This is a genomic window from Secundilactobacillus sp. MJ173 (assembly GCF_059704265.1).
Genome location: NZ_BAAKGN010000013.1, coordinates 14,493 through 38,646 on the forward strand (window position 1 = coordinate 14,493; position 24,154 = coordinate 38,646).

The following is a 24,154-nucleotide window of genomic DNA, read 5'->3' on the forward strand; positions in this document are numbered from 1 at the left end:
CTATACGTAATGAGTAAAGAATTAGTAGGTGCCCTTGACACACTGGAAAAAGAGAAGGGTATCAAAAAAGAAATTGTGATCGATGCGCTTGAAGCTGCATTGACTTCTGCTTATAAGCGGAACTACGGCCAAGCACAAAACGTTGAAGTGGATTTTGACCAGAAAAAGGGTGACGTTCACGTTTATGCAGTTAAGAAAGTCGTTGATCAAGTTTATGATTCCCGTTTGGAAGTTAGCTTAGACGATGCCTTACAGGTGAGTCGTGGCTATGAATTAGGCGACGATATTAAATTTGAAGTGACTCCTAAAAACTTCGGTCGAATTGCAGCGCAAACGGCTAAGCAGGTTATCATGCAGCGGGTTCGTGAAGCTGAACGGTCATTAATTTTCGACCAATACAGCCAGTACGAAAACGAGATTATCACTGGTGAGGTTGAACGCCAGGATAACCGGTTTGTTTATGTTAACCTAGGAAACGTGGAAGCCGTTATGAGTCGTCAGGATCAGATGCCTAACGAAACTTACCGGATGCACGATCGCATCAAAGTGTACGTTACCAGAGTTGAAAACGCCGCTAAGGGTCCTCAGGTGTTTGTTAGCCGGACTGATTCGGGCTTGCTTAAGCGGTTATTTGAAGAAGAAATTCCGGAAATCTACGATGGAACTGTTGAAATCATGTCAATCGCTCGTGAAGCGGGTGACCGTGCTAAAGTAGCCGTTCGTTCAAATAATCCTGATGTTGATCCAGTTGGGACTTCTGTTGGCCCTCGTGGTCAGCGGGTTCAAGCCATCGTGTCAGAGCTTGATGGCGAAAACATGGATATCGTTGAATGGACCGATGACGAAGCTAAGTTCATTGCTAACGCTTTGAATCCAGCCGAAGTGATCGACGTCATTTTTGACGAAAACAACGAACGGGCATGTACCGTTATCGTGCCAGATTATCAATTATCATTGGCCATTGGTAAGCGGGGACAAAACGCCCGGTTAGCAGCCAAATTGACGGGTTATAAGATCGATATCAAGTCTGAGACCGAAGCTGAATCCATTTTTGGCAAGACTGATAGTGATGACAGTGATGCGTCACAGGCTGAAGCGCCAAGTGATGAAGCAGCTGAAGAACCGGTTGATCAAACTACGGATGATGTAGTTGATTCAGCCACAGATTCAGAGCCGGATGAGGCCCCAGAAACTGCTGAAGATGACGGTACTGAAGACTAGGAGGTAAGCGTACATGAAGAAACGTAAGGTACCAATGAGAAAAGACATTGTGACCGGTGAAATGGCGCCGAAAAAAGACTTGGTCCGCATCGTTCGCGACAAGGATAACAACGTGTCGGTTGATCCAACGGGGAAGAAATCAGGCCGTGGGGCTTATATTTCACTAAACGTTGAGATTGCTAAACGGGCTCAAAAAGAACGTACCTTTGATAAGGTTTTTGAAACAAAGGTCGATGCGCAATTTTACGATGACTTGGTGGCTTACGTGGACCATCAACAAGCTCGTCGTGAATTATTTGAAAATGGAAAAGCCTAGCCCATTTTTACAGCTTTTAGGACTCGTTCGTCGGGCTAATCAGTTAGTGACCGGCGAAGGATTTGTTTTGAAAGCGATTCGGAACCAGAGTATTTCAGTGGTGATTTTAGCCAGTGACGCTGGTCCCAGTAGCATGAAAAAGTTAAGTGATAAAGCCGCGTTTTACCACGTTGACTTAATTACCGCGTTTACAAAGGAACAACTGAGCCAAGCGACAGGCATGAACCGGTCAGCTTACGGCGTTAAAGATCCTGGATTTGCTAGGAAGCTAAGTGAACTAGTTAATACCAAAGGAGAGTGAAGATATGGGCAAAAAGCGAATTTACGAATTAGCTAAAGAACTCAACGTATCAAGTAAAGCCATTCTTGACAAGGCTCAAGAAAAGGGCTTCGACGTTAAAAATCATATGTCAACATTAGGAAGCAACGAGGAACGACAATTGCGAGAAACCTTCTCAAACAAAGGTAAGACCACCAATAAGAGTCAATCGAGTCAGGCTAAGCCAGCTCAGTCTGCAAAACCTGCTCAAAACCATCAAAGTACGAGCAGTAGCCAAAATGGTCATAGTAACGGACAATCAAACAATCAAAGTTCGCATACTCGTAGCCAGTCGAACAACGGTAGCCATTCAAACGGCCAAAATCGTTCGACAAGTAATCGCAGTCAGTCAACGAACCATAATCAATCGACTAACCGCAGTCAGTCGAATAACCGTAGCCAATCGACCACTAATCATGGACAGTCGAATAATCGGCCACAATCAAGTAACAACAACCGTCCACAGTCGAGCAATAACAACCGCAGTCAAAGCAGCAACCACTCACAAAGTAATGGCAGCAACAATGCCAATCATGGTGGGTCAGGTCGCTTTGGCGGCAGTTTGAACAGTGGTAACGGCCGTAGTAATAGCAACAACAGTAACAGCCGGAACGGTCGTAATAACCGGAATAACAATCGTCGCCGCAACAACTTTACTAAGAAGTACAGCAAGAAGAACCAACGAATCAAAGAAACCAATCACCAAAAGGGTGCGCCTGAACGTAAGAACAAGGCGTTACCAGAAACTTTGGTCTATCAAGTTGGGATGAACGCGCAGGATCTGGGTAAGATTCTTCACCGTGAACCATCTGAAATCGTCAAGAAGTTATTCATGCTTGGCGTAATGGCTAACCAAAACCAATCATTGGATAAGGATACCATTGAGATTTTAGCGGCTGATTATGGCATTGGCGCTGAAGAAAAGGTTCAAGTCGATGTTGCTGATATTGATAAAACCTTTGAAGAAGAATCCAATAACACGGACCACCTTGAAACTCGGCCACCAGTTGTGACGATCATGGGGCACGTTGACCATGGTAAGACCACTTTGCTGGATCATTTACGTCATTCTCATATTACAGCTGGCGAAGCTGGTGGGATCACGCAAGCCATTGGTGCTTATCAATTGAAGCATCAAGGCAAGACCATTACCTTCTTGGATACTCCAGGACACGCGGCCTTCACCGAAATGCGGGCGCGTGGTGCTGATATCACCGACATCACTGTTTTGGTGGTTGCTGCCGATGATGGTGTGATGCCTCAAACCATTGAAGCAATTCACCATGCCCAGGCTGCTAAGACGCCAATTATTGTGGCGGTTAACAAGATTGACAAGCCAGGTGCTAACCCTAACCACGTCATGGAACAATTGACCGAATACGGTTTGATTCCTGAAGACTGGGGTGGCGACACGATCTTCGTTCAGATTTCAGCTAAGTTCGGCAAGAACATTGATGAACTGCTGGACATGATCCTGTTACAATCTGAAGTGATGGAATTAAAGGCTAATCCACAACAAAACGCTGCTGGATCAGTTATTGAAGCTAAGTTGGATCAAGGTAAAGGTTCTGTTGCAACCTTGCTGATTCAACAAGGGACCATGCATACTGGTGACCCAATCGTGGTTGGTAATACTTTCGGTCGGGTTCGGACAATGGAAAACGAACGCGGTAAGGAAATCAAGAAAGCCTTGCCATCGACACCAGTTGAAATTACTGGTTTAAGTGACGTGCCAGAAGCCGGTGATCGCTTCGTTGTCTTCGATGACGAAAAGACCGCTCGTGCAGCTGGTGAGGAACGGGCTAAGAACGCGTTGATGGAAGAACGTCGCTCTAAGAACACGGTGACCCTTGATAACCTCTTCGATACCATGAAAGAAGGGGAAATGAAGGAAGTCGATGTCATTATTAAAGCTGACGTTCAAGGTTCCGTAGAAGCACTGGCTAACAGTCTGAAGAAGATTGAAGTTGAGGGTGTTCGTGTGAACATCATTCATACCGCCGTTGGTGCGATCAATGAAAGTGATGTGACGCTGGCTGAAGCAAGTAGCGCCATCATCATTGGCTTCAACGTTCGACCAACACCGCAAGCTAAGTCACAAGCTGACCAAGACAACGTGGATATTCGTTTGCACCGAGTTATCTATAACGCTATCGATGAAATCGAACACGCTATGAAGGGTAAACTTGAACCAACTTATAAAGAAGAAGTCATTGGTGAAGTTGAAGTCAGAGATATCTTCAAGGCTTCTAAAGTTGGGACGATTGCCGGTGGAATGGTGACTGATGGTCATATTTCAAGTACCAGCGATGTTCGCTTGATCCGTGACTCAGTGGTTGTTTACGAAGGTAAGCTAGGCAGTTTGAAGCGCTTTAAGGATGACGTTAACGATGTTAAGCAGGGTCATGAATTAGGATTGACCATCGAAAACTACAACGACATTAAAGTCGGCGATGTTATCGAAGCTTATGTCATGAAGGAAGTTCCAATAGAATAGAGAGCTAACGAGGTGTTAGATAAATGGCACATTATCGTGTAGGACGGCTTGAACAAGAAATTCAGCGAGAAGTCAATGATATCTTACTGAAACGGGTTCGCGATCCACGAGTACAAGACATTACCGTTACAGGTGTTGTCGTCACCGGCGATTATCAGCAAGCAACAATTTACTACAGTATTTTGTCTGAAAAAGCTTCTGATGGTGAAAAGGCGGCTCAAGGATTAACCAAAGCGACCGGCCTGATTCGTAGCGAATTAAGTTCCCGCTTGAATATTTTCAAGGTACCGGAACTCACATTCGAGCGAGATGAATCCGTCCAATATGGGAGTCATATCGATCAGTTACTCAACAAGTTACATCGAGAAGATTCCAATCTGTAATTAAAAAGTCGTCCGTGGAAACTCTGCGGACGGCTTTTTTCGTGTCGGTATCGTCACTTCACGTGATATAATAACAAAGTTAGACAGTTTATAGGAAACGGAGCGGTTATAATGGATGGCATTATTCCACTATATAAAGAGCGCGGCATGACAAGTCATGACTGTGTGAATCACGTACGTCAAATTCTTCACATGAAAAAAGTTGGTCATTCTGGTACGCTGGATCCCAATGTAGATGGCGTCTTACCGATTTGTGTGGGTAGCGCGACAAAAGTTGTCGATTATTTAATGACGCATAAAAAGGTTTACCAGGGTAGCGTAACGTTGGGGCTTGCTACCGAAACAGAAGATTTGGATGGCGCTGAGGTCAAGCGGGTGACCATGACTGACCCGGTCTCTGATGAAAAAATCGATGCCATTATGGCGGGGATGGTGGGAGAGCTCTCTCAGGTGCCACCCATGTATTCAGCTGTAAAAGTGAATGGACGAAAGCTGTATGAATATGCCCGTGCTGGTCAAAGTGTCGAACGCCCCGTAAGAACCGTGACGATTAAGTCATTCAAGCGGACTAGTGATAGCCAGTTCGATGCTGCAACAGGCACCCAGCGTTTTGATTTTGAAGTGACCTGCTCCAAGGGGACTTACGTGCGGACTTTAGCTGTCCAAATTGGTACTGAACTGGGATTACCAGCTGTGATGTCTTCGCTAACACGAGTTGAAAGTGGTGGCTTTACCATTAGTGAAACGGTATCGTTGGCAGATCTCAGACAGCAAGTCGCTGACGATGCAGTTGATTTTCTCTACCCGATTGATCGGGTGCTGACGCAGTATCCGACGGTTGAAATTACTGATGAAACGTGGGCCGTTGTCAAAAATGGCGTCTGGCTTTTACCAGATGAGGTCGACTCTGATGCACCAGTGATATCACTGAAGTATCAAGGACAGATCAAGTGTCTGTATCAGCGGGTTAACAACCGTTATAAGCCGTTAAAAATGTTTAGTACTAAGTAGAAAGTTGGGACAATAATATGCGAGTAATTAAAATTCATCATCCATTAGCAGCCGCTGACGTCGTTGACGAGCCGGTTGTTTTGGCAATGGGCTTCTTTGATGGTGTTCATCTTGGTCATCAGGCGGTGATCAATCGTGCTCGCAGCATTGCAGATGAACGGGGGGTGGCATTAGCCGTTTTGACTTATGATCACCATCCAGCATTGGTTTATCAAAAATTAAGTCCAGAACGAAATCGCTATTTGACCGTTGATGATCGAAAGATGGCGTTATTTGAGCAACTCGGTGTCGACATTGTTTATCAGATTAACTTTGCCAGCCAGTATGCCGCTCAAACACCGCAGGAATTTGTGGACCATTATCTGATTGCCTTTCATGCCCAGGTCGTGGTGGCGGGTTATGACCATACCTATGGACCGAAAGAAATTGCAACCATGGCACGACTGCCAGAGTATGCGAAGGGTCGTTTTGAAATCGTCACGGTGGGTGAAAAGGAACTTCAAGCACAAAAAATTGGTTCCTCACGAATTCGTCACAACCTGGATCAGGGAGATATCAAAACGGTGAATAGTCTGTTAGGTTATCGCTATCAAACCGTTGGCACAGTGATGCACGGTGAAGCGCGGGGAAGAACCCTGGGCTTTCCGACCGCTAATGTCAGTCATGATGCCAAATACTGGCTGCCGGGTATCGGGGTTTACGTCACTCGTGTCAAAGTTAACGGTCAGTGGCATCCTGCTATGACGTCTATCGGTCGCAACGTCACTTTTGGTGAGGGTCGTCCGGTGACGGTTGAAGCATACTTACTCGATTTTCATGAAGCCATTTATGGTGAAATCGTGACCGTAGAATGGGACTATCGTTTGCGTGGTGAAGTTAAATTTGATTCCGTTGAAGGGTTAGTTCACCAACTAAATCAGGATGCGGAAGACACCAAAAGCTATTTTAAGGCACATCCCATCACCAAATTAGCACTCGAATGAATTAATTGCTAAAAATGTTAGCTGAATGCTTGACTTAAAAAACAGCGTTTGATACATTATATATGTGTCTTAGCACTTGGGTAACCTGAGTGCTAAAAAGAGGTGATGATCACGTTAACGGACAGACAGAATATGATTTTAAAAGCGATTGTTCGCGATTATACGAGCAGTGGCGTTCCTGTGGGTTCTAAGGCGCTAGCAGCACAGCTACCGATGCATGTCAGCTCAGCAACCGTGCGTAACGAAATGGCCGCTTTGGAAGAACTAGGGTTGATTGCGAAGACCCATTCCTCATCCGGTCGAATTCCTTCAGTAAAGGGATATCGTTATTACGTGGATCATTTGGTTCAGCCGGATCCGATCAAAGCCAATGACATTGATATCATTAAGTCTTCACTCGAAGGTCAGTTTTTAAAAATTGACGAGATCATTGAAACATCGGCAAAAATTTTATCCAATTTGACGTCGTATACCGCTTTTTCACTTAAGCCGGAGCATAAACAAAGCCGGCTAAGCGGTTTTAGGCTGGTACCGTTGGGAAAACGACAAGTCATGGCCGTTTTGGTCACTGATAACGGTGATGTTGAATCACAAACGTTTAACATTACCACGAAGATCACCGGTGACCAGCTTGAAGCTGTTGTTCGTCTGATCAATGATCAGTTGATCGGTAAGCCGTTAGACGAGGTGCTGGAGGCATTGAAGTCTGACATTCCTATGCAAGTTGCCAACTATTTACAGCAACCTGAAGGCTTCTTAAAGGTATTTGGCGATGTCTTAACCAAGGCCGCTCAAGAGCGGTTTTACGTTGGTGGTCGTCTTAACTTGTTAAGCTTTTCCGACAATAATGACGTGGATGAATTGAAATCGTTGTACACCTTGATGGATCACAGTGATGATATGGCAGATGTTTTAGGTCAGCCATCTGATCACATTCAGGTGAAGATTGGCAGTGAAATGACCAATGATATCTTAAAGGATTATAGTTTGATTACGGCAACCTATGAGGCCGGTGATCATGGTAAAGGCGTGATTGCCTTATTGGGACCAACGCGGATGCCATATTCACGGATGATTGGTTTAGTCGGTGCTTTCCGGCAGGAGCTAGCGCAACGACTCATTGATTATTATCGCTATTTTGATCAGTAGTAAAGGGGTGTTATAGTGGCTGAAGATAAGGAAAACCAAGCAGCAAACAACAAGACGGACGAGCAAAAAGACACACAGCAGCCCGCCGACAATGCAAAGGGTAACGAGCAACAGCCAAAGACCGATGCAGCTGAGTCAGCAGACAAAGCTACTTCGGCAGAGGATAAGAAGCCTGCGACTGACGATGCTTTAGCAAAAGCGCTGGCACAAGTCGATAGCTTACAAAAGCAGCTTGATAAGACTTCTGATCAATACTTGCGTGCTGAAGCTGAGATTCAAAATATTCAGAATCGCAATAAAAAGGATCAGGCAGCTTTGATCAAGTATGATGGTCAGCAATTAGCACATGATATTTTGCCGGCACTGGATAATCTGGAACGTGCACTGAGTACGCCAGTTGAAGGTGAACAGGCTGAATCCTTTAAAAAGGGAATTGAAATGGTTCAAAAGCACTTGATGGATGCGTTAACCAGTAATGGTGTCACTGAAATCAAGGCTGAAGGTGAGAAGTTCGATCCTAATATTCACCAAGCTGTTCAGACGGTTCCAGCAGAGTCAGATGATCAAAAAGATCACGTTACCAAGGTTCTGCAAAAAGGTTATCGTTTGAAGGATCGGGTTCTTCGTCCAGCAATGGTCATGGTCGCGCAATAATAACGCAATCGCTTGAATCAAACTTAAAACAAAGAGGGTAAATTATTCATGGCAAGTAATAAAATTATTGGTATTGACTTAGGGACTACAAACTCAGCAGTCGCTGTTCTTGAAGGTAAAGAACCTAAAATTATTCCTAATCCAGAAGGTGGCCGTACGACTCCTTCAGTTGTAGCGTTCAAAGATGGCAAACCATCCGTTGGTGCCGTAGCTAAGCGTCAAGCAATCACTAACCCCAACACGGTTTCTTCAATTAAGAGTCACATGGGTGAAGCCGGCTACAAAGTTAACATTGAAGGTAAGGACTACACACCAGAACAAATCTCTGCTTACATTTTGCAGTACATCAAAGACTTTGCTGAAGATTATATTGGCGACAAGGTAACCCAAGCGGTTATCACTGTACCAGCTTACTTTAACGATTCTCAGCGTCAGGCCACTAAGGATGCCGGTAAGATTGCTGGCTTGGAAGTTAAGCGAATCATCAACGAACCAACCGCTTCTTCATTAGCCTATGGGCTTGATAAGCAGGATGCTGATGAAAAGATCTTGGTTTACGACCTTGGTGGTGGTACCTTTGATGTTTCCATCCTTGATTTAGGTGACGGTGTGTTCGATGTTCTTTCTACTAATGGTGATACTCACCTTGGTGGTGATGACTTCGATAAGCGTGTCATGAACTGGTTGATCGAACAATTCAAAGCTGATAACGGCATTGATCTTTCTAAGGATAAGATGGCGATGCAACGTCTGAAGGAAGCTTCAGAAAAGGCTAAGATGGATTTGTCAGGTGTGACTGAAACTCAAATCAGCCTGCCATTTATCTCTGCTGGCGATAACGGCCCTCTTCACTTGGAGACCACGTTGACGCGTGCTAAGTTCAACGAATTAACGTCTGACTTAGTTGAAAAGACTCGAATCCCCGTTGAAAACGCCTTGAAGGACGCTAAGTTATCTGCTGACGACCTTGACGTTGTCATCTTAAACGGTGGTTCTACTCGGATTCCAGCTGTTCAAGAAGCTGTTAAGAAGTGGACTGGCAAGGAACCTAACCACTCAATCAACCCTGACGAAGCCGTTGCTTTAGGTGCCGCTGTTCAAGGTGGTGTCTTAACTGGTGATGTTAAGGACGTTGTTTTGCTTGATGTTACGCCACTTTCACTTGGTATTGAAACCATGGGCGGTGTCTTCACTAAGTTGATCGACCGTAATACAACGATTCCAACCAGCAAGTCACAAGTCTTCAGTACTGCCGCTGACAACCAACCAGCCGTTGATATTCACGTGCTGCAAGGTGAACGGCCAATGGCTGCTGACAACAAGACCTTGGGTAATTTCCAACTGACTGACATTCCAGCTGCACCTCGTGGTGTTCCTCAGATCGAAGTTACCTTTGACATTGACCGGAACGGTATCGTTAACGTTTCAGCCAAGGATAAGGGTACTGGTAAGGAACAAAAGATTACCATCAAGAGTTCCGGTGGTCTGTCAGACGAAGAAGTCGACAAGATGATGAAGGAAGCTCAAGAAAACGAAGAAGCCGACAAGAAGCGTAAGGAAGAGGCTGACTTGAAGAACGAAGTTGACCAATTACTCTTCACGGTTGATAAGACTTTGGACGAAGTTAAGGGCAAAGTTTCAGACGACGAAATTCAAAAAGCCAAGGATGCACGTGATGCACTTAAGAAGGCTCAAGATGATAACAACGTCGAAGAAATGAAGACTAAGAAGGATGACTTGAACAAGATCGTCCAAGACCTTTCAGTTAAACTTTATCAACAAGCTCAAGACCAAAAGGGTGCTGCTGACGGCACTGATGGTGCCCAAGCAAGTGGCGACCAATCAGGTAAAACTGATGATGGCAAGGGCGACGGTAAGACCTTTGACGGTGACTTCTCAGAAGTTAATGATGACGATAAAAAGTAATGATTAACGAGATAGCAGACAGGAAGTCAAGGCTCAAACGCGGGCTTTGGCTTTTTGTTTTGTAGGAAATATGCTATTCTACTTGAGTGAACGATTATTGGTTTAAATGATCATATGTGACTTAAGACGGTCATTTCAATAGGCCAAATGTGTTGTCATAAACTAGCAATTGGATGATTGCGGTGGACACAATGCTTACTTTTAGGAGGTTAACATGGCTGGTAAAGATTATTATGAAGTGCTTGGAATCTCAAAAGATGCATCCCAAGCTGAAATTAAAAAGGCCTACCGCCAATTATCAAAGAAGTACCATCCGGATATTAACAAAGCGCCTGGTGCTGAAGAGAAATTCAAGGAAGTCACTGAAGCTTATGAAGTTTTAAGTGACGAGCAAAAACGTGCGAACTACGATCAATATGGTTCAGCTGATGGGCCTCAAGGTTTCGGCGGCGGTGCTGGCGGAGCTGGTGGCTTCGGTGGTTTCGGCGATGCTGGTGGCTTTGGTGGCGGCGGCTTCGAAGATATTTTCAATTCGTTCTTCGGCGGTGGCGCCGGTGGCGGTCGTCGTAACCCCAACGCACCACAACCAGGTCGTGATCTGCAGTATGAGATGACGCTGAAGTTTGAAGAAGCAATCTTCGGTAAGAAGACGAAGATTAAGTATAACCGGCAAGCACAATGCCATACTTGTCATGGTAGCGGTGCAAAGCCCGGGACTAGTCCTGAGACTTGCTCTAACTGTAGTGGCTCTGGCTACGTGACAACTGAGACCAACACACCATTGGGTCGGATGCGCAGTCAGCAAGTTTGCCCGGTATGCCATGGTACTGGTAAAGAAATTAAGGAAAAGTGCCCAACTTGTGGCGGTTCAGGTCACGAAGAAGAACGGCACGAAGTTGAAGTTAACGTCCCTGCTGGGGTGGATGACGGTCAACAAATGCGACTTCAAGGACAGGGTGAAGCAGGTGAGAACGGTGGTCCTTACGGCGATCTGTTCATTTTGTTCCGTGTGACGCCAAGTAAGGTCTTTAAGCGTGATGGTGCCGATATCTACTTGGATAAAGACATCAGTTTCACGCAAGCAGCCCTTGGTGACGAAATTAAGGTTCAAACTGTTCACGGTGACGTTAAGTTGAAGATTCCAGCTGGCACACAAACTGGTTCGGTCTTCCGCTTAAAGGGTAAAGGTGCTCCCCGTCTTCGTGGCAATGGCAGCGGCGATCAAAAGGTAACGGTCAAGATTGTGACGCCTAAGAACCTTAATAAGCAGCAAAAAGTGGCTTTGAAGGCTTATGCTGAAGCTAGCGGTGAGAAAGTTGGCAACGGCAAAGGTAATTTTTTTGACAAGATGAAAGATGCATTCGATAATTAGTTCAGCGGAGCGATGACCATTTACTCTAACGGACATTAAAAAGCCGCATGGTTGATCATTGACCAGGCGACTTTTTGCTGTTTCGGTGTGAATTTTAACCGGTATAGGTGATAACGTCCTGTATCTGGTATAATAACTAGTATGTTTGAAACTAAAAGGTAGGAGAAATGCACATGGATCTTGAACAAATGAAGGCGCACCAACGAGATATCCGGAATTTTTCAATTGTCGCTCATATCGATCACGGGAAGTCGACGCTAGCTGACCGCATTTTGGAAATGACGGATACCGTTGCCAAGCGTGATATGCAAGACCAAATCCTCGATAATATGGACCTGGAACGAGAACGCGGGATTACGATTAAACTGAATGCTGTTGAACTCACGTATGACGCTAAAGACGGTCATACGTACGAGTTTCACTTGATTGATACCCCTGGGCACGTGGACTTTTCTTATGAAGTGTCACGTAGTTTGGCGGCCTGCGAAGGCGCTGTGTTAGTGGTGGACGCTGCTCAAGGCGTGGAAGCCCAAACACTGGCCAACGTTTATTTGGCAATCGATGATAATTTGGAAATTCTACCGGTGATCAATAAAATTGATTTACCTTCAGCAGAACCTGAAAGAGTCCGTAAAGAAGTTGAAGACGTGATTGGGATCGATGCTTCTGATGCTGTGATGGCTAGTGCCAAAAAAGGGATCGGGATTGAAGATTTATTGGAACAGATCGTGCATAAAGTGCCTGCGCCAGATGGTGACCTTGAAGCACCGCTGCGGGCGTTGATCTTTGATTCCATTTACGATGATTACCGTGGTGTTGTGCTTAGTGTTCGGCTGTTTGAAGGCACTGTTAAGCCGGGTGATAAGATTCGGCTAATGAATTCTGGTGCTGAATATGATGTCACCGAAGTTGGGGTCAACTCGCCGAAGCCACTGAAGCGGGATCAATTGATTGCCGGTGAAGTTGGCTATATTACGGCTAGCATCAAAGATATCGAGGACACGCGAGTTGGTGATACAGTGACTAACGCTGCTAATCCAGCAGAAAAAGCGTTGCCTGGCTACCGGGAAATGGCACCAATGGTATACGCTGGACTATATCCAACTGATAATGCGAAATACCAAGATCTTCGTGAAGCACTGGAAAAGCTGAAGTTAAATGACGCAGCGCTTGAATTCGAACCCGAAACCTCGCAGGCTCTGGGCTTTGGTTTTCGTTGCGGTTTCTTAGGGATGCTGCACATGGACGTGATTCAGGAACGGTTGGAACGTGAATTCAACCTTGACTTGATTACTACTGCACCTTCCGTGACGTACCATGCTAATTTGGCTGATGGCACGGTCAAAGAAGTGGAAAATCCTTCAGAGATGCCGGACGTTGCTGCCATTAAAACCATTGAGGAACCCTACGTTAAAGCAACCATTATGACGCCTAATGACTACGTTGGGGCAGTCATGGAACTCTGCCAACGGAAGCGTGGCCAGTTCGTTACGATGGAATATTTGGATGATTATCGGGTGAATGTGATCTATAAGATGCCACTTTCGGAAATTATCTTCGATTTCTTTGATAAATTGAAGTCTTCTACTAAAGGCTATGCTTCATTGGATTATGAATTGGATGGTTACCGTGAGAGTGATCTGGTTAAGATCGATATCTTACTGAACGGTGATAAGGTGGATGCGCTGAGTTTCATTTCTCACCGTCAGTTTGCCGAAAAGCGTGGCCGTGATATTGCGGTTAAACTGAAGAACATTATTCCGCGGCAAAACTTTGAAATTCCGATTCAAGCGGCTATCGGTGCCAAGATTATTGCTCGGACGACAATCAAGGCTTACCGTAAAGATGTTACCGCGAGAATCCATACCGGTGATCCTGACCGGCGTGCGAAGTTGCTGGAGAAGCAAAAGCGTGGTAAAGAACGCATGAAGTCAGTGGGAACAGTGGATATCCCCCAGGCCGCTTTTATGGCGGTACTGCAAACGGACGAGGAAGAGAATAATCCGAAGTGATCTTGCGGAACAGGTGCAATTAAGGAGAAAAAGATGACGCTTTACTTTTATGGCTGCGTGACGATGGACGGCTATCTTGCGGACGAAAATGGTGGGCTGAACTGGCTTTATCAAAGTGGCTCCATAGCAGATACTGGCTACGATGAGTTTTACTCAAAAATAGATGTGACGCTCATGGGCAAAAAGACCTTTGATGAAGTTGCTAAAATAGATCATGCTGATGGTGTCTATCCGACCTCGACAAATTACGTATTTACACATGATAAGGTTTTGCCAGTTGCTGGGTATACTCCCGTTGCTGGAGATGTGACAGATTTTGTCAAACAGCTGGATCAGAATGCAACTATTTGGGTGATTGGCGGTCATCAGATTCTGGCACCGTTACTTGACCATGATTTAATCGATACCATGATCATTCAGATTGCACCAGTGCTTTTAGGCAAGGGTATTCCATTATTCACTCAGGAAAAAGGACTAAAGCAGTTTTCTTTGGAAAAAATGAATCAATTTGGTCAGATTGCTGAATTAGTTTATCAAAAGAAAGCTTAACCTGTTAAATTCAAAGAAGGCTCATTCCGAGTGGAATGAGCCTTCTTTGCATGCAGTTTGTGTTCTCTAGGTTTTTAAGGTTGTGCATATTCATTCCCACGAATAGCTTCGGTCGCACCGTCACTTTGGGCCTTTGCCTTGGATTCGTAGGTGTAATTACCGGGATTAGTCACCCGTGTATAAAATTTATTACTTTGAGAGACAAAGACATACCCAGATTTGGCTATATGCCATTTACCAGAAGTAGTAGTTGAGTTAGAGGGTGAAGATGGCGTTGATCTGGTTTCAGCGGGTCGTTTATACGTCGTTGAATTGGCGCGATGGTACGGTTTAGCATTATTAGCACCGGTATTGTAGTTGATCTTGATGCCTTCCGCGTCGTTGATCACGGCAATTTCAGTGTTGATAGCACCATCTGAAGACTTAATGTCGACCACTGAACCACGTGGAAGACTTTCATTGCCCTGATAAATGGGTGTGGTCTGGTATTCAACGATTTGGTGAGTACCAGGATGGCTTGACCAGTAATTTTCTACCGTTTCTTCACCGTAACGCATGCCGCCATCTTGATCAGCACCCACGTTTTGAGGTCGGGTACCCGTGGTAAAGTTATTGGCTGAAGTGTATGATTTAGCACCGAGTAAGCTATCGCCGATGGAGTGACTGCGATTCCATAGATAACCATGATAAGTCCGGCCAGTGGCAGCATAGGAAATTGCCACGATTGGGTTCTGACTTGGCCAAGCATAAGGTTCAAGTGGCTCACCTTGACGGCCACCTTTTGAGGAAGCATATTCTTGATAGGTGAGTTTTGCGCGAGCTGTGGCAGGCCGTTGCTGTGAATCGGCCGAGAAGCGAGCCTGTCCATTAGCTAGACTACCAAAGCCTGTTAAATGTGCTTTGCCAACGCGCCAATAGTAATTACCAGTTGGTCCGGCTGATTCCTTGTTAGTGTAACTCACCAGCTTATTTAGGACACTTGCGCTGCTGTGAGTTTCTGATTGGCGCGCCTGAGGTTTAGTACCCTGATGAGTGGTTTTAGTAGCATGGCTGGATGATGAGCTGGAAGACTTTAATTCAGCCCGACTGCTTGATTGCTCGTTAGTCGATTTGTTAGCCGAATGATCGTCAGTAGGACTTGCAATGACTACGCCCAAGATTAATAAGATCAAGGCGCTCCAGCCCAGCCGTTTTCTGGACTGATGCTTAAAAAGCCGGACGCCCCAATACACAAATAAAATGATGCTAATAAGCACCATGATGGTTCCAAGTGAAGACATATTCGGTATCCTCCCAAATTAGATATATTAGAATAAGTAGTGAATGATTACTATTCCAATATAGCAAGTAAGTGAGACCTTTACCAATATAAACTCATATCATCTTATGTATTGCGTGGAAAAGGGTGGGTGGAAGTTAAGCATTGTAAATTTAAGGCTTATTCAGTTGATTGATTAGGGCGGAAACTGAAATGACGACGGTTAAAGCGAATCGAGATATAATAAATCCAAAAGGAGACGAATACGGATGGCAGCAATCAAACCAATTCAAGATACCACGTATGCAGCAGAGACCCACGATGGGTTAGTCCTTATTGATTTTCGCTCGGATTGGTGTCCACCGTGTACGGCAGTAGATCGGGCACTAACTCATTTGGCGAGTCAGACTGAGCTGGCTCAGCAAGTTAAATTCATCTCGTTGACGGTTAATCGCCAACCGCTGATTGCGCGGGCTTTGGGGGTTCAAAGTACGCCGACCATTATTTTGAAAAAGAACGGTCAAATCGTGGATGCGGTGATTGGACCGCGCTCCGTGACGGAATTGGAAACGCTGATTAAGAAACATGTATAAAGTTGCAGAAAAAAGAAGCTAGCTGCCAAAATTGGCACGCTAGCTTCTTTTTGAATTTGAATGGTTTAGATACGCGGTAAAATCTGTTTTTTAATAAAGCCTAATAATTGCTGATATTCTGCCTGATTTTTGGGTGTTGGCAGCTGTGAAAAGTCGAAGTCTGGGTGATTCAGATCCTGGTTGAGATGGGCAATAAAATCGTGCCGGGAAATGTAGTCCGTGTCACCTTTGCTGCCGATAGAGAAAAAATTCATTTGCAAACCTTCCTTACTTAGTGGTTGAATCCGGCCATTGTTCCCAGTCATAATCCCATAATAGCGCCATGGTACCAGCACCAACGTGGACACCGAGAACGGGGCCGATTTCACTGTGAGCGATTTTTAAGTTTGGAAACTGCTGAGCCAAATCAGCTGACCATTCCTGCTGCAACTCGTCATTATTTGCATCGATCACGGTGAGACGTAAGGGATAATCGACCTGTTCAGACACCTCTTGAAATTTCTGCTTGATTCGCTGATAGGCGCGTCGCATGGTCCGTTCTTTTTCAATAGCAACGATTTGAGCTTGGTCATTAAAGGTTAAGATTGGTTTGATTCGAAGCAAGCTGCCAACGAAACTGGAAGCATTGGACAAGCGGCCAGTTCTGACAAGGTGAGAAAGATCATCCACTACGAAGTAGGCGTCAATCGTGTCTCGCAGTTTGGTCAGTGCCTGAATAATTTCCTCGGGAGAACGGCCTTCTCGAACCAACTTAGCGGCTAGCATGACGAGGTCGGCCTCACCAGCTGAAGCAATGCGAGAATCAAATGGATAGACCTTGATATTGGTAACGTTAGGTAGGTAATTGACCAAATTACTGTAGAAGGTCGTGATTCCAGATGACAGGTGGATACTGATGACTGCATCATAGTCTTCGTCAGCTAGCTGATCATACATGGTCTGCATTTGGCCCAGTGTAACTTGAGTCGTCGTTGGCATCTGCGGATCAGTTTTTAAGCGTCGGTAAAATTCACTGGTGGTGATTTCAACGTTATCCAGATACGTCTGATGACCGAAAATGACGGTGATGGGTACCACGTGAATATCGTTGTTTTTAACCTGTTCCGGTGTTAAATAACTGGCTGAGTCAGTCACAACGGCAATTTTCATAAAGTAAACTCCTTCAAAGTTTTACACAATTGATTAGTTATGAGGATATCAAAGACTTGTCAAGTTATCAATTGTATTAGAGATGATTTAAAGAAACTATAACCGATGGTGCATCTTGAAGATTAACAATAGCCAAGCAATCAAACCAATCGACAAGCCAATCACAAGCAACCAAGAACCATCAAAGTGTGCCAGCGGTAGCTTCACGTTCATGCCAAAAAAGCCGGTGACAATGGTTGGAACGGCCATGGTTAACGACCAGATCGTTAAGAATTTCATGGTATCATTTAAATTGTTATTAATGATACTATCAAAGGTATCCGTGATCCGGTTGACCACTTGCTCTTCGTTTTCAATCATGTGTAAAACCTGGTCAGATTCAATAGAAACGTCTTCAAGTAAATCGTTTGCCATGCTATCGTTATTCACACCAAAGTAAGTGCGGGGGATTCGGGCAAATAAATCATTGTTGGATTCAACACCGCTGTTGAAGAAGGTCAGCGTTTGACCTAAGTATGACAGTGCCATTAAGTTAGTGTTTTTAGCCTCTTTATTCAGCATTTTATCCAACTGATTACGCTGTTTCGTCACATACTTAACGATGGGAATGTAACTGTCTACTAAATCGAACATTGACTCCAAAATAAAGGCAGAAGTGGTGTTGATATCTGTGTCATCAGCTGATTTTTGAAAAGCTTGGTCAACAAAGTTTAAGCGGCTCTCGTTGAAGGTGAACAACACGCCTTGGTGAATCAAAAAGCCAACGGGTCGCGTGATGTAGCGTGGCATTTGCGTATTTTTAAGTTGGTAGGGTACCAAAACAATCATGAGCTGTTGATTATTTGCGGGATCATAAACGTAATTTGCTGTTTCATCTTTATCAGTGACGTAGGTGATGATATCGTCGGTAATGCCGTACTCGGCCATTAGCGTTTGCTGTTCGGCTTCTGTTAAGGCCGTTGTTTCAACCCAATCAAAGCCATTCAAATGTTTGGTTGGTTTAATCATGAATAAACTTCCCCTTTAATTTAAGTCTGACTTTTAAGCGTTCATGGTTCAAGAATACTATTTCCATCCGTAAAAGCAAGCACGAACAGTATGCGGACTAGGTATGATGAAAATATCTGGAGTATTCTATGAGAATTATTTAATAACTCGGTTGACTTTTATGCCAAAATCCAGTAATATGTTCTTTTTAAAGAGCGGAATAACCCTGTTATCTGTTGCTTACAAGTGAAATATGATATGATGTACTCAATAGTAACTTAGCGGGTTATAAAAAAATCGTTGGGAGGTGATTACCGTGCTAAATCAAACCAAACAGTACTTAAAGAGCCGAAACTATCAGTATGAGAAGTCTTATATTCGGCCACTGATGACTCCTGAAAGTGTTTATGTTTTTAAGTTTGGTCGGGAGGCGTTGAATAATCGGGTAATCATCCGGTACAGTCATACGTGGACTGGTCGTCGAAAGATCAATGAAATTGATCTGAGATTGCATAAACAAAAGCATCCACGGATTTTCCGAACCGAAAAAGAATTATTAGACTATCTTGAATCTCGCTTACCGCAACGGGAACAAAAAGAAGAACAGGAACATCAGACTGATGAGGAGAACGCTAAGTAACTTTGGCGTTCTTTTTTTGAAATTTTTACCAGACTAGAAAAGAGAGGTAATGACAATATGGATTGGACTGCAGTAACCGTAACAACAACTAATGAGGCAGTAGAAGCAGTTAGTAACCTTTTAATGGAACAGGGTGCTTCCGGGGTGCAAATTGATGACGAAAAGGACTATGAGCAGCTTGAACAAACGGATTGGGCAAAAAAAGGTGAAATTTTAAACGTAGATGAGATTCCACACGTTCAAAGTGGCGCTCAGGTAACGGCTTATTTTCCAGCCACGATTTACGTCCCTGAAATTGTGCCGGAAATTAAACGGCGAGTGGACGAACTCACAACGTTTGGTTTAGACGTTGCACCCGCAGAAGTAACCACGGCTAAAGTTGACGAGTCTAACTGGGCAACTGAGTGGCAAAAATACTATCACCCCGTACAAGTGACCCGCTTTTTGACGGTGGTGCCTAGTTGGGAAGAATATCAACCTCAAAGCCAAGACGAACGGATCATTAAGCTTGATCCAGGAATGGCGTTTGGTACAGGGACCCATCCAACGACTAAACTATCCATGCAAGCGCTAGAAATGGTGGTTCATGGTGGCGAACGTCTGATCGATGTGGGTACGGGTTCTGGCGTTTTGAGCATCACGGCTAAACAGCTGGGTGCTGGTGAGATCCGGGCTTACGATCTCGATGAAGTTGCGGTGGATTCTGCTAAAAAGAACCTGGCACTGAATCCCGTTGCGGCGGATGTGACCGTTGCGGCAAATAATTTACTTCAAGGCGTTACGGGTGAAGCGGATATCATTGTAGCTAACATTTTAGCTGAGGTGATCATCCCGTTGATTCCACAGGCATGGCAGTTACTGCCAGTACACGGTTACTTTGTGACATCAGGTATCATTTCAGAAAAGGTTGACCAAATTCTTGATGCGCAGCGTAAGCAGGGCTTCAAAATTCGACAAACATTAAAAATGGGCGATTGGTATGGTGTGATTGCTCAAAAGCCAGGGGACGATGAATAATGCAACGCTATTTTATCAAGCCAACTTTAAAAACAGACGATCACTTTGAATTAGATGCCACGGTGTCAAAGCATTGGCTGCAGGTAATGCGTGGTGTTCCAGGCGATCAGGCAGAATTCGTTGATGGTCAGGAGAATCTCTATTTAGGCCAGCTTAACGAAGATCATTCAGTAACCGTGGTCAAAGCGTTGGAAACAGACGTAGAACTGCCTGTTAAAGTGACGATTCTGTCGGGCTTGCCCAAGCAGGATAAGGCCGAGTGGATCGTTCAAAAAGCCACGGAAATGGGTGCCAACACGATTTGCTTTTTTGGTGCTGACTGGTCAGTAGCAAAGTGGCAGCCAAACAAATTGAGTAAGAAGTTGACCCGCCTGCAAAAAATTGCCCAGGGAGCTGCCGAACAGGCTCATCGGACCCATGTTCCAACGGTGCGCTACTTTGAGACCTTGAAACGGGCTATCGCTGAGCTGGAGTATGATCATTTGCTGGTAGCCTACGAAGAAGCTGCCAAGCAGGGTGAGCAGGCGCAGTTGGTTAAATTACTGAATCGCATCCAATCAGGGCAGCAGCTGATGGCTGTTTTTGGTCCGGAAGGCGGTATCTCGCCGGCAGAAATGCAGCTTCTGCAACAAAAACAAGCCACAGTGGCAGGATTGGGACCACGTATTTTACGAACTGAAACCGCCCCGCTGTACTTTTTAGCAGCAGTGTCAACCATGTTAGAATTACAATGATTGAATGCTATCCATTGGTGTAAAATAATGCTAAAATATAAACCATTCATTAAATAAGAGAGTGAGTTAACATGACAGTTATAAAACGCATTGGCTGGCCTTATTGGGTACTCAGCATCATATTAGGAATCGCCGTGCCGGTTCTTTTAGATAACGTTTCAATTGGCGGCCTCTGGCGTTCGGGCGTTATTTACGGTTTGATTTACGCCGTTGTCGCTGGATTGATTGGTCATTTTGTGAAACGTCGCGGTGACGGCTGGTGGCTGATTTTTCTGCTACCCGTATTATTTGCCTTGGGGATTCAGTTATCAGGACCGAAGTACGCGTTATATTTCGTGCCAGTTTATCTGTGTATCAGTTATTTAGCTTATGGCCTAAGCGCCACAGAGGGGATGTGATCGGATGTCGAGAGAGCAAACTTGGACAGCTCAAAGCGTTATCGATGCCGTATCAGCTTATATGAATAAGGATCATGTGGCAATCGTTGAACGTGCTTATAAGTTCGCGGCAGTTGCCCATAAGGATCAAATTCGTCAATCGGGCGAACCATACATTATGCACCCGATACAAGTTGCGGGTATTCTAGCTAATCTGAAGATGGATCCAACGACCATTGCGTCGGGTTTTCTGCATGATATCGTTGAGGATACCGGCGTCACCCTAGATGACGTTCGGGAGCTGTTCGGCGACGATGTTGCCATGATCGTTGACGGCGTCACTAAACTTGGAAAAATTAAGTATAAGTCTAATAAACAACGGTTGGCTGAAAACCACCGGAAGCTGCTGTTAGCCATGTCTAAAGACATTCGGGTCATGATCGTCAAGTTAGCTGACCGGCTGCATAATATGCGCACCCTTCAGCATTTGCGGCCAGATAAGCAACGTCGGATTGCTAACGAAACGTTGGAAATCTACGCGCCACTGGCTGACCGACTTGGTATTAGTGCTATTAAGTGGGAACTGGAAGATATTTCGTTACGGTATTTGAACCCACAGCAGTATTACCGCATCGTTCACCTGATGAACTCTCGTCGTGATCAACGGGAAAGCTACATTGCAGAAGCTATTCAAGATATTAAGCATGCGATTGATGATCTGCATATCGATCCCGAAATTTATGGACGGCCAAAGCACATTTATTCCATTTACCGGAAAATGCGTGATCAGCATAAACAGTTCAGCCAGATTTATGATCTGTTAGCCATTCGGGTGATTGTAGACAACATTCGGGATTGCTACGCTGTTTTAGGTGCCATTCACACTAAGTGGAAACCAATGCCTGGGCGCTTTAAGGATTACATTGCAATGCCTAAAGCCAACATGTACCAATCTTTACATACCACGGTAATTGGTCCTGAAGGCCGACCATTGGAAGTTCAAATCCGGACTGAAGAAATGCACCGGGTGGCTGAATTTGGTGTGGCTGCTCACTGGGCGTACAAGGAAGGTAAAACGGATAAGGTTCAGACCACTAATACTGGCAACAAACTCAACTGGTTTAAACAGATCATTGAACTGCAAGAAGACACCGATGACGCGTCTGATTTTATGGATAGTGTTAAGGGTGAATTATTTGGTGATCACGTTTACGCCTTTACACCAAAGGGTGACGTGTTGGAATTGCCAAAGGGTGCCGGTCCGTTGGATATGGCTTACCAGATCCACACCGAGGTCGGCAATCACACAACAGGTGCGACGGTTAACGGTAAAATCGTTCCGCTGGATTATGAGGTCAAAAACGGTGATATTGTCGATATTAAAACCTCGTCTAACTCAGCAGGACCTAACCGTGACTGGATGAAACTGGTTTCGACGCGTCGTGCTCGTAATAAGATCAAACAATTTTTCCGGCAAAAAGACCGGGAGAAAAATATTGAAACGGGTCGTCAGATTATTGAACAGCAGCTGCGGGACTTTAAATTTGATCCCAAAGAACTGATGACTAAGGACAAACTGCAAAAGGTTGTCGATAAATTACATTATCAGCATATTGATGATTTGTTTGCGGCCGTTGGTTTTGGTGACCTTCAGCCAGTAGGTGTGGCTAATCGATTGACAGAAGATGTTCGTCATGAACGCGAAGAGCAGCGACAGCGTCAAGAAGAGCGTGAATTGCTGGAAGAGCACCAGACCATTGATAACACCGAATCAGAGACTGATTCACAGCGGAAACGGAAGCTAAAGCCGTCTGAAGGGGTCATCATTGAAGGTGTCGATAATCTGCTTGTCCGGCTAAGTCACTGCTGTGCGCCAGTTCCCGGGGATAAGATCGTCGGCTACATTACTAAAGGACGTGGAGTTTCCGTTCACCGTTTGGACTGTCCCAACGTGGCTCACGCTGAGGCTAATGGCGAAAGGATCGTTGAAGTGTACTGGGATAATCCTAGCGAAACCACAACTATGTATAACGCGGATCTTGAGATTCAGGGCTATAATCGCGATGGTTTGCTTAACGATGTGTTGCGGATCGTCAACGGTACCACTAAGCAGCTTAACGTTGTGAATGGCCGGGTCGATCATAATAAGATGGTGACCATTTCCATTTCACTCGGCATTCGTAACGCTGAACAATTGGAACGATTGATGGATAACCTGAAAAACGTTCAGGATGTTTATGTTGTTAAACGGCCATTTAGATAATGAGTCGAAGGGGCTGTGACAAAAGTCGATAGCTATAAGTGTTTCAGTTAAGGCAAATGATTCCTGTCCTGATATAAAAATCATCAGAACGAGAATGATTTGTCTTAATTTTTGAAATTATTCATAAGGGGGATTTATTTTGCGAATTGTATTGCAACGGGTGACCTCAGCACAAGTCGCCATTGAAGACCAAGTCGTTGGTCAAATTAAACAGGGATACTTGTTATTATTTGGGGCAGCGGACACAGATGGTGAAGACGAAATTGATTACTACGTTCATAAGATTGCTAAATTACGGGTGTTTTCCGATGACGCTGGCAAAATGAACCTGTCGATTCAAGACATCGGTGGTGCCATTCTTTCCGTTTCACAATTCACCTTGTATGCGGACACCAAAAAGGGCAACCGGCCGAGTTTTACTAAGGCGGGTGCTCCGGATCATGCTAAACAAATTTACGAACGGTTCAACCAAAAGCTGCGTAACGCTGGCATTCACGTGGAAACGGGTGAATTCGGCGCGGATATGCAGGTTAGTCTAGTCAATGATGGGCCAGTGACAATCATTTTTGACAGTGCGGTTCTATAATGAGGAATGAACAGTAACTGTTTTGCTGTAAAAGGATATCAATCTTTGTAAAGTGGTGTTTCTATACTATTCTGTGCCTGGTAGAAGATATAACCAGGTTAAAGTTAGGTGTTTAATTTTCTGTATTAGCTGATAGCTTATATGTAGTGATTTGTATG

At 44.8% G+C, this 24,154-nt stretch carries 24 protein-coding genes; 20 read left to right on the forward strand and 4 right to left on the reverse strand.

The window, feature by feature from the left end:
• Positions 1–9: 9 nt before the first annotated feature.
• From nusA to AC6H04_RS01915, 13 genes are all read left to right on the forward strand, one after another.
• Positions 10–1,221, forward strand: a complete 1,212-nt coding sequence (nusA, locus tag AC6H04_RS01855) for a transcription termination factor NusA (protein ID WP_497570078.1) — start codon at positions 10–12, stop codon at positions 1,219–1,221.
• 13 nt (positions 1,222–1,234) lie between these two features.
• Positions 1,235–1,537 carry an RNase P modulator RnpM gene (gene rnpM, locus AC6H04_RS01860; protein ID WP_497570079.1) on the forward strand — a complete coding sequence of 101 codons (303 nt, stop codon included), beginning with the start codon at positions 1,235–1,237 and terminating at the stop codon, positions 1,535–1,537.
• Positions 1,524–1,838: a L7Ae/L30e/S12e/Gadd45 family ribosomal protein gene (locus tag AC6H04_RS01865; protein ID WP_497570080.1), complete on the forward strand. Its 315-nt coding sequence runs from the start codon at positions 1,524–1,526 to the stop codon at positions 1,836–1,838. The genes rnpM and AC6H04_RS01865 overlap by 14 nt, the downstream gene beginning before the upstream one ends.
• Before the next feature lie 4 nt (positions 1,839–1,842).
• Positions 1,843–4,353: a translation initiation factor IF-2 gene (gene infB, locus AC6H04_RS01870; protein WP_497570081.1), complete on the forward strand. Its 2,511-nt coding sequence runs from the start codon at positions 1,843–1,845 to the stop codon at positions 4,351–4,353.
• A gap of 23 nt (positions 4,354–4,376) precedes the next feature.
• The gene (gene rbfA / locus AC6H04_RS01875) at positions 4,377–4,736 is read left to right on the forward strand and encodes a 30S ribosome-binding factor RbfA (protein WP_497570082.1); all 360 of its coding nucleotides are present in this window, start codon (positions 4,377–4,379) and stop codon (positions 4,734–4,736) included.
• A 111-nt stretch (positions 4,737–4,847) separates the two neighbouring features.
• Positions 4,848–5,747 (forward strand): tRNA pseudouridine(55) synthase TruB, encoded by a 900-nt coding sequence (truB, locus tag AC6H04_RS01880; RefSeq protein ID WP_497570083.1) that lies wholly within the window; start codon positions 4,848–4,850, stop codon positions 5,745–5,747.
• A gap of 17 nt (positions 5,748–5,764) precedes the next feature.
• Entirely contained in the window at positions 5,765–6,730 is a 966-nt protein-coding gene (gene ribF, locus AC6H04_RS01885; protein WP_497570084.1) for a riboflavin biosynthesis protein RibF, read from the forward strand.
• A 105-nt stretch (positions 6,731–6,835) separates the two neighbouring features.
• Positions 6,836–7,879, forward strand: a complete 1,044-nt coding sequence (hrcA, locus tag AC6H04_RS01890) for a heat-inducible transcriptional repressor HrcA (RefSeq protein WP_497570085.1) — start codon at positions 6,836–6,838, stop codon at positions 7,877–7,879.
• 15 nt (positions 7,880–7,894) lie between these two features.
• A complete protein-coding gene (gene grpE, locus AC6H04_RS01895; RefSeq protein WP_497570086.1) occupies positions 7,895–8,533 on the forward strand; it encodes a nucleotide exchange factor GrpE in 639 nt (212 codons plus the stop codon).
• A 48-nt stretch (positions 8,534–8,581) separates the two neighbouring features.
• Positions 8,582–10,459 (forward strand): molecular chaperone DnaK, encoded by a 1,878-nt coding sequence (gene dnaK, locus AC6H04_RS01900; protein ID WP_497570087.1) that lies wholly within the window; start codon positions 8,582–8,584, stop codon positions 10,457–10,459.
• Positions 10,460–10,673: 214 nt separating this feature from the next.
• Entirely contained in the window at positions 10,674–11,831 is a 1,158-nt protein-coding gene (gene dnaJ, locus AC6H04_RS01905; protein WP_497570088.1) for a molecular chaperone DnaJ, read from the forward strand.
• Between the two features lie 173 nt (positions 11,832–12,004).
• Entirely contained in the window at positions 12,005–13,843 is a 1,839-nt protein-coding gene (gene lepA / locus AC6H04_RS01910) for a translation elongation factor 4 (protein ID WP_497570089.1), read from the forward strand.
• 33 nt (positions 13,844–13,876) lie between these two features.
• Positions 13,877–14,392 (forward strand): dihydrofolate reductase family protein, encoded by a 516-nt coding sequence (locus AC6H04_RS01915; protein ID WP_497570090.1) that lies wholly within the window; start codon positions 13,877–13,879, stop codon positions 14,390–14,392.
• 74 nt (positions 14,393–14,466) lie between these two features.
• On the opposite strand, the gene AC6H04_RS01920 is transcribed toward AC6H04_RS01915, so the two are convergent.
• Positions 14,467–15,672, reverse strand: a complete 1,206-nt coding sequence (locus tag AC6H04_RS01920) for a DNA/RNA non-specific endonuclease (protein WP_497570091.1) — start codon at positions 15,670–15,672, stop codon at positions 14,467–14,469.
• A gap of 247 nt (positions 15,673–15,919) precedes the next feature.
• Here AC6H04_RS01920 and AC6H04_RS01925 point away from each other — a divergent pair, with 247 nt between their 5' ends.
• The gene (locus AC6H04_RS01925) at positions 15,920–16,243 is read left to right on the forward strand and encodes a thioredoxin family protein (protein WP_497570092.1); all 324 of its coding nucleotides are present in this window, start codon (positions 15,920–15,922) and stop codon (positions 16,241–16,243) included.
• Positions 16,244–16,308: 65 nt separating this feature from the next.
• Here the strand turns inward: AC6H04_RS01925 and AC6H04_RS01930 are convergent, their stop codons facing one another.
• The 3 genes from AC6H04_RS01930 to AC6H04_RS01940 all read right to left on the reverse strand — a co-directional run bounded on the left by AC6H04_RS01930 (position 16,309) and on the right by AC6H04_RS01940 (position 18,400).
• Positions 16,309–16,497 (reverse strand): hypothetical protein, encoded by a 189-nt coding sequence (locus tag AC6H04_RS01930; protein WP_497570093.1) that lies wholly within the window; start codon positions 16,495–16,497, stop codon positions 16,309–16,311.
• 13 nt (positions 16,498–16,510) lie between these two features.
• Complete coding sequence (locus AC6H04_RS01935) at positions 16,511–17,392, reverse strand: DegV family protein (RefSeq protein WP_497570094.1); 882 nt, start codon at positions 17,390–17,392, stop codon at positions 16,511–16,513.
• A 96-nt stretch (positions 17,393–17,488) separates the two neighbouring features.
• Positions 17,489–18,400: a magnesium transporter CorA family protein gene (locus AC6H04_RS01940; protein WP_497570095.1), complete on the reverse strand. Its 912-nt coding sequence runs from the start codon at positions 18,398–18,400 to the stop codon at positions 17,489–17,491.
• A 286-nt stretch (positions 18,401–18,686) separates the two neighbouring features.
• On the opposite strand from AC6H04_RS01940, the gene AC6H04_RS01945 reads away from it, so the two are divergent.
• From AC6H04_RS01945 to dtd, 6 genes are all read left to right on the forward strand, one after another.
• A complete protein-coding gene (locus AC6H04_RS01945; RefSeq protein ID WP_497570096.1) occupies positions 18,687–19,019 on the forward strand; it encodes a hypothetical protein in 333 nt (110 codons plus the stop codon).
• Between the two features lie 57 nt (positions 19,020–19,076).
• Entirely contained in the window at positions 19,077–20,036 is a 960-nt protein-coding gene (prmA, locus tag AC6H04_RS01950) for a 50S ribosomal protein L11 methyltransferase (RefSeq protein ID WP_497570097.1), read from the forward strand.
• Entirely contained in the window at positions 20,036–20,770 is a 735-nt protein-coding gene (locus AC6H04_RS01955) for a 16S rRNA (uracil(1498)-N(3))-methyltransferase (protein ID WP_497570098.1), read from the forward strand. Before prmA ends, AC6H04_RS01955 begins: the two co-directional genes overlap by 1 nt.
• Before the next feature lie 71 nt (positions 20,771–20,841).
• Positions 20,842–21,168, forward strand: coding sequence for a hypothetical protein (locus AC6H04_RS01960; protein WP_497570099.1), 327 nt, complete (start codon positions 20,842–20,844; stop codon positions 21,166–21,168).
• 4 nt (positions 21,169–21,172) lie between these two features.
• Entirely contained in the window at positions 21,173–23,410 is a 2,238-nt protein-coding gene (locus AC6H04_RS01965) for a RelA/SpoT family protein (protein WP_497570100.1), read from the forward strand.
• Between the two features lie 139 nt (positions 23,411–23,549).
• Positions 23,550–23,996: a D-aminoacyl-tRNA deacylase gene (dtd, locus tag AC6H04_RS01970; protein ID WP_497570101.1), complete on the forward strand. Its 447-nt coding sequence runs from the start codon at positions 23,550–23,552 to the stop codon at positions 23,994–23,996.
• Positions 23,997–24,154 lie beyond the last annotated feature (158 nt).

What these genes read in the sequence shown, in the direction of transcription:
- hrcA (WP_497570085.1), top strand. Translation starts at nt 6,836, where the DNA reads ATGATCACGTTAACGGACAGACAGAATATGATTTTAAAAGCGATTGTT.
- AC6H04_RS01935 (WP_497570094.1), bottom strand. Translation starts at nt 17,392, where the DNA reads ATGAAAATTGCCGTTGTGACTGACTCAGCCAGTTATTTAACACCGGAA.
- nusA (WP_497570078.1), top strand. Translation starts at nt 10, where the DNA reads ATGAGTAAAGAATTAGTAGGTGCCCTTGACACACTGGAAAAAGAGAAG.
- AC6H04_RS01955 (WP_497570098.1), top strand. Translation starts at nt 20,036, where the DNA reads ATGCAACGCTATTTTATCAAGCCAACTTTAAAAACAGACGATCACTTT.
- AC6H04_RS01940 (WP_497570095.1), bottom strand. Translation starts at nt 18,400, where the DNA reads ATGATTAAACCAACCAAACATTTGAATGGCTTTGATTGGGTTGAAACA.
- ribF (WP_497570084.1), top strand. Translation starts at nt 5,765, where the DNA reads ATGCGAGTAATTAAAATTCATCATCCATTAGCAGCCGCTGACGTCGTT.
- truB (WP_497570083.1), top strand. Translation starts at nt 4,848, where the DNA reads ATGGATGGCATTATTCCACTATATAAAGAGCGCGGCATGACAAGTCAT.
- AC6H04_RS01960 (WP_497570099.1), top strand. Translation starts at nt 20,842, where the DNA reads ATGACAGTTATAAAACGCATTGGCTGGCCTTATTGGGTACTCAGCATC.
- AC6H04_RS01965 (WP_497570100.1), top strand. Translation starts at nt 21,173, where the DNA reads ATGTCGAGAGAGCAAACTTGGACAGCTCAAAGCGTTATCGATGCCGTA.
- prmA (WP_497570097.1), top strand. Translation starts at nt 19,077, where the DNA reads ATGGATTGGACTGCAGTAACCGTAACAACAACTAATGAGGCAGTAGAA.
- dnaJ (WP_497570088.1), top strand. Translation starts at nt 10,674, where the DNA reads ATGGCTGGTAAAGATTATTATGAAGTGCTTGGAATCTCAAAAGATGCA.
- AC6H04_RS01930 (WP_497570093.1), bottom strand. Translation starts at nt 16,497, where the DNA reads ATGAATTTTTTCTCTATCGGCAGCAAAGGTGACACGGACTACATTTCC.
- rbfA (WP_497570082.1), top strand. Translation starts at nt 4,377, where the DNA reads ATGGCACATTATCGTGTAGGACGGCTTGAACAAGAAATTCAGCGAGAA.
- AC6H04_RS01865 (WP_497570080.1), top strand. Translation starts at nt 1,524, where the DNA reads ATGGAAAAGCCTAGCCCATTTTTACAGCTTTTAGGACTCGTTCGTCGG.
- AC6H04_RS01915 (WP_497570090.1), top strand. Translation starts at nt 13,877, where the DNA reads ATGACGCTTTACTTTTATGGCTGCGTGACGATGGACGGCTATCTTGCG.
- AC6H04_RS01925 (WP_497570092.1), top strand. Translation starts at nt 15,920, where the DNA reads ATGGCAGCAATCAAACCAATTCAAGATACCACGTATGCAGCAGAGACC.
- lepA (WP_497570089.1), top strand. Translation starts at nt 12,005, where the DNA reads ATGGATCTTGAACAAATGAAGGCGCACCAACGAGATATCCGGAATTTT.
- AC6H04_RS01920 (WP_497570091.1), bottom strand. Translation starts at nt 15,672, where the DNA reads ATGTCTTCACTTGGAACCATCATGGTGCTTATTAGCATCATTTTATTT.
- infB (WP_497570081.1), top strand. Translation starts at nt 1,843, where the DNA reads ATGGGCAAAAAGCGAATTTACGAATTAGCTAAAGAACTCAACGTATCA.
- rnpM (WP_497570079.1), top strand. Translation starts at nt 1,235, where the DNA reads ATGAAGAAACGTAAGGTACCAATGAGAAAAGACATTGTGACCGGTGAA.
- dnaK (WP_497570087.1), top strand. Translation starts at nt 8,582, where the DNA reads ATGGCAAGTAATAAAATTATTGGTATTGACTTAGGGACTACAAACTCA.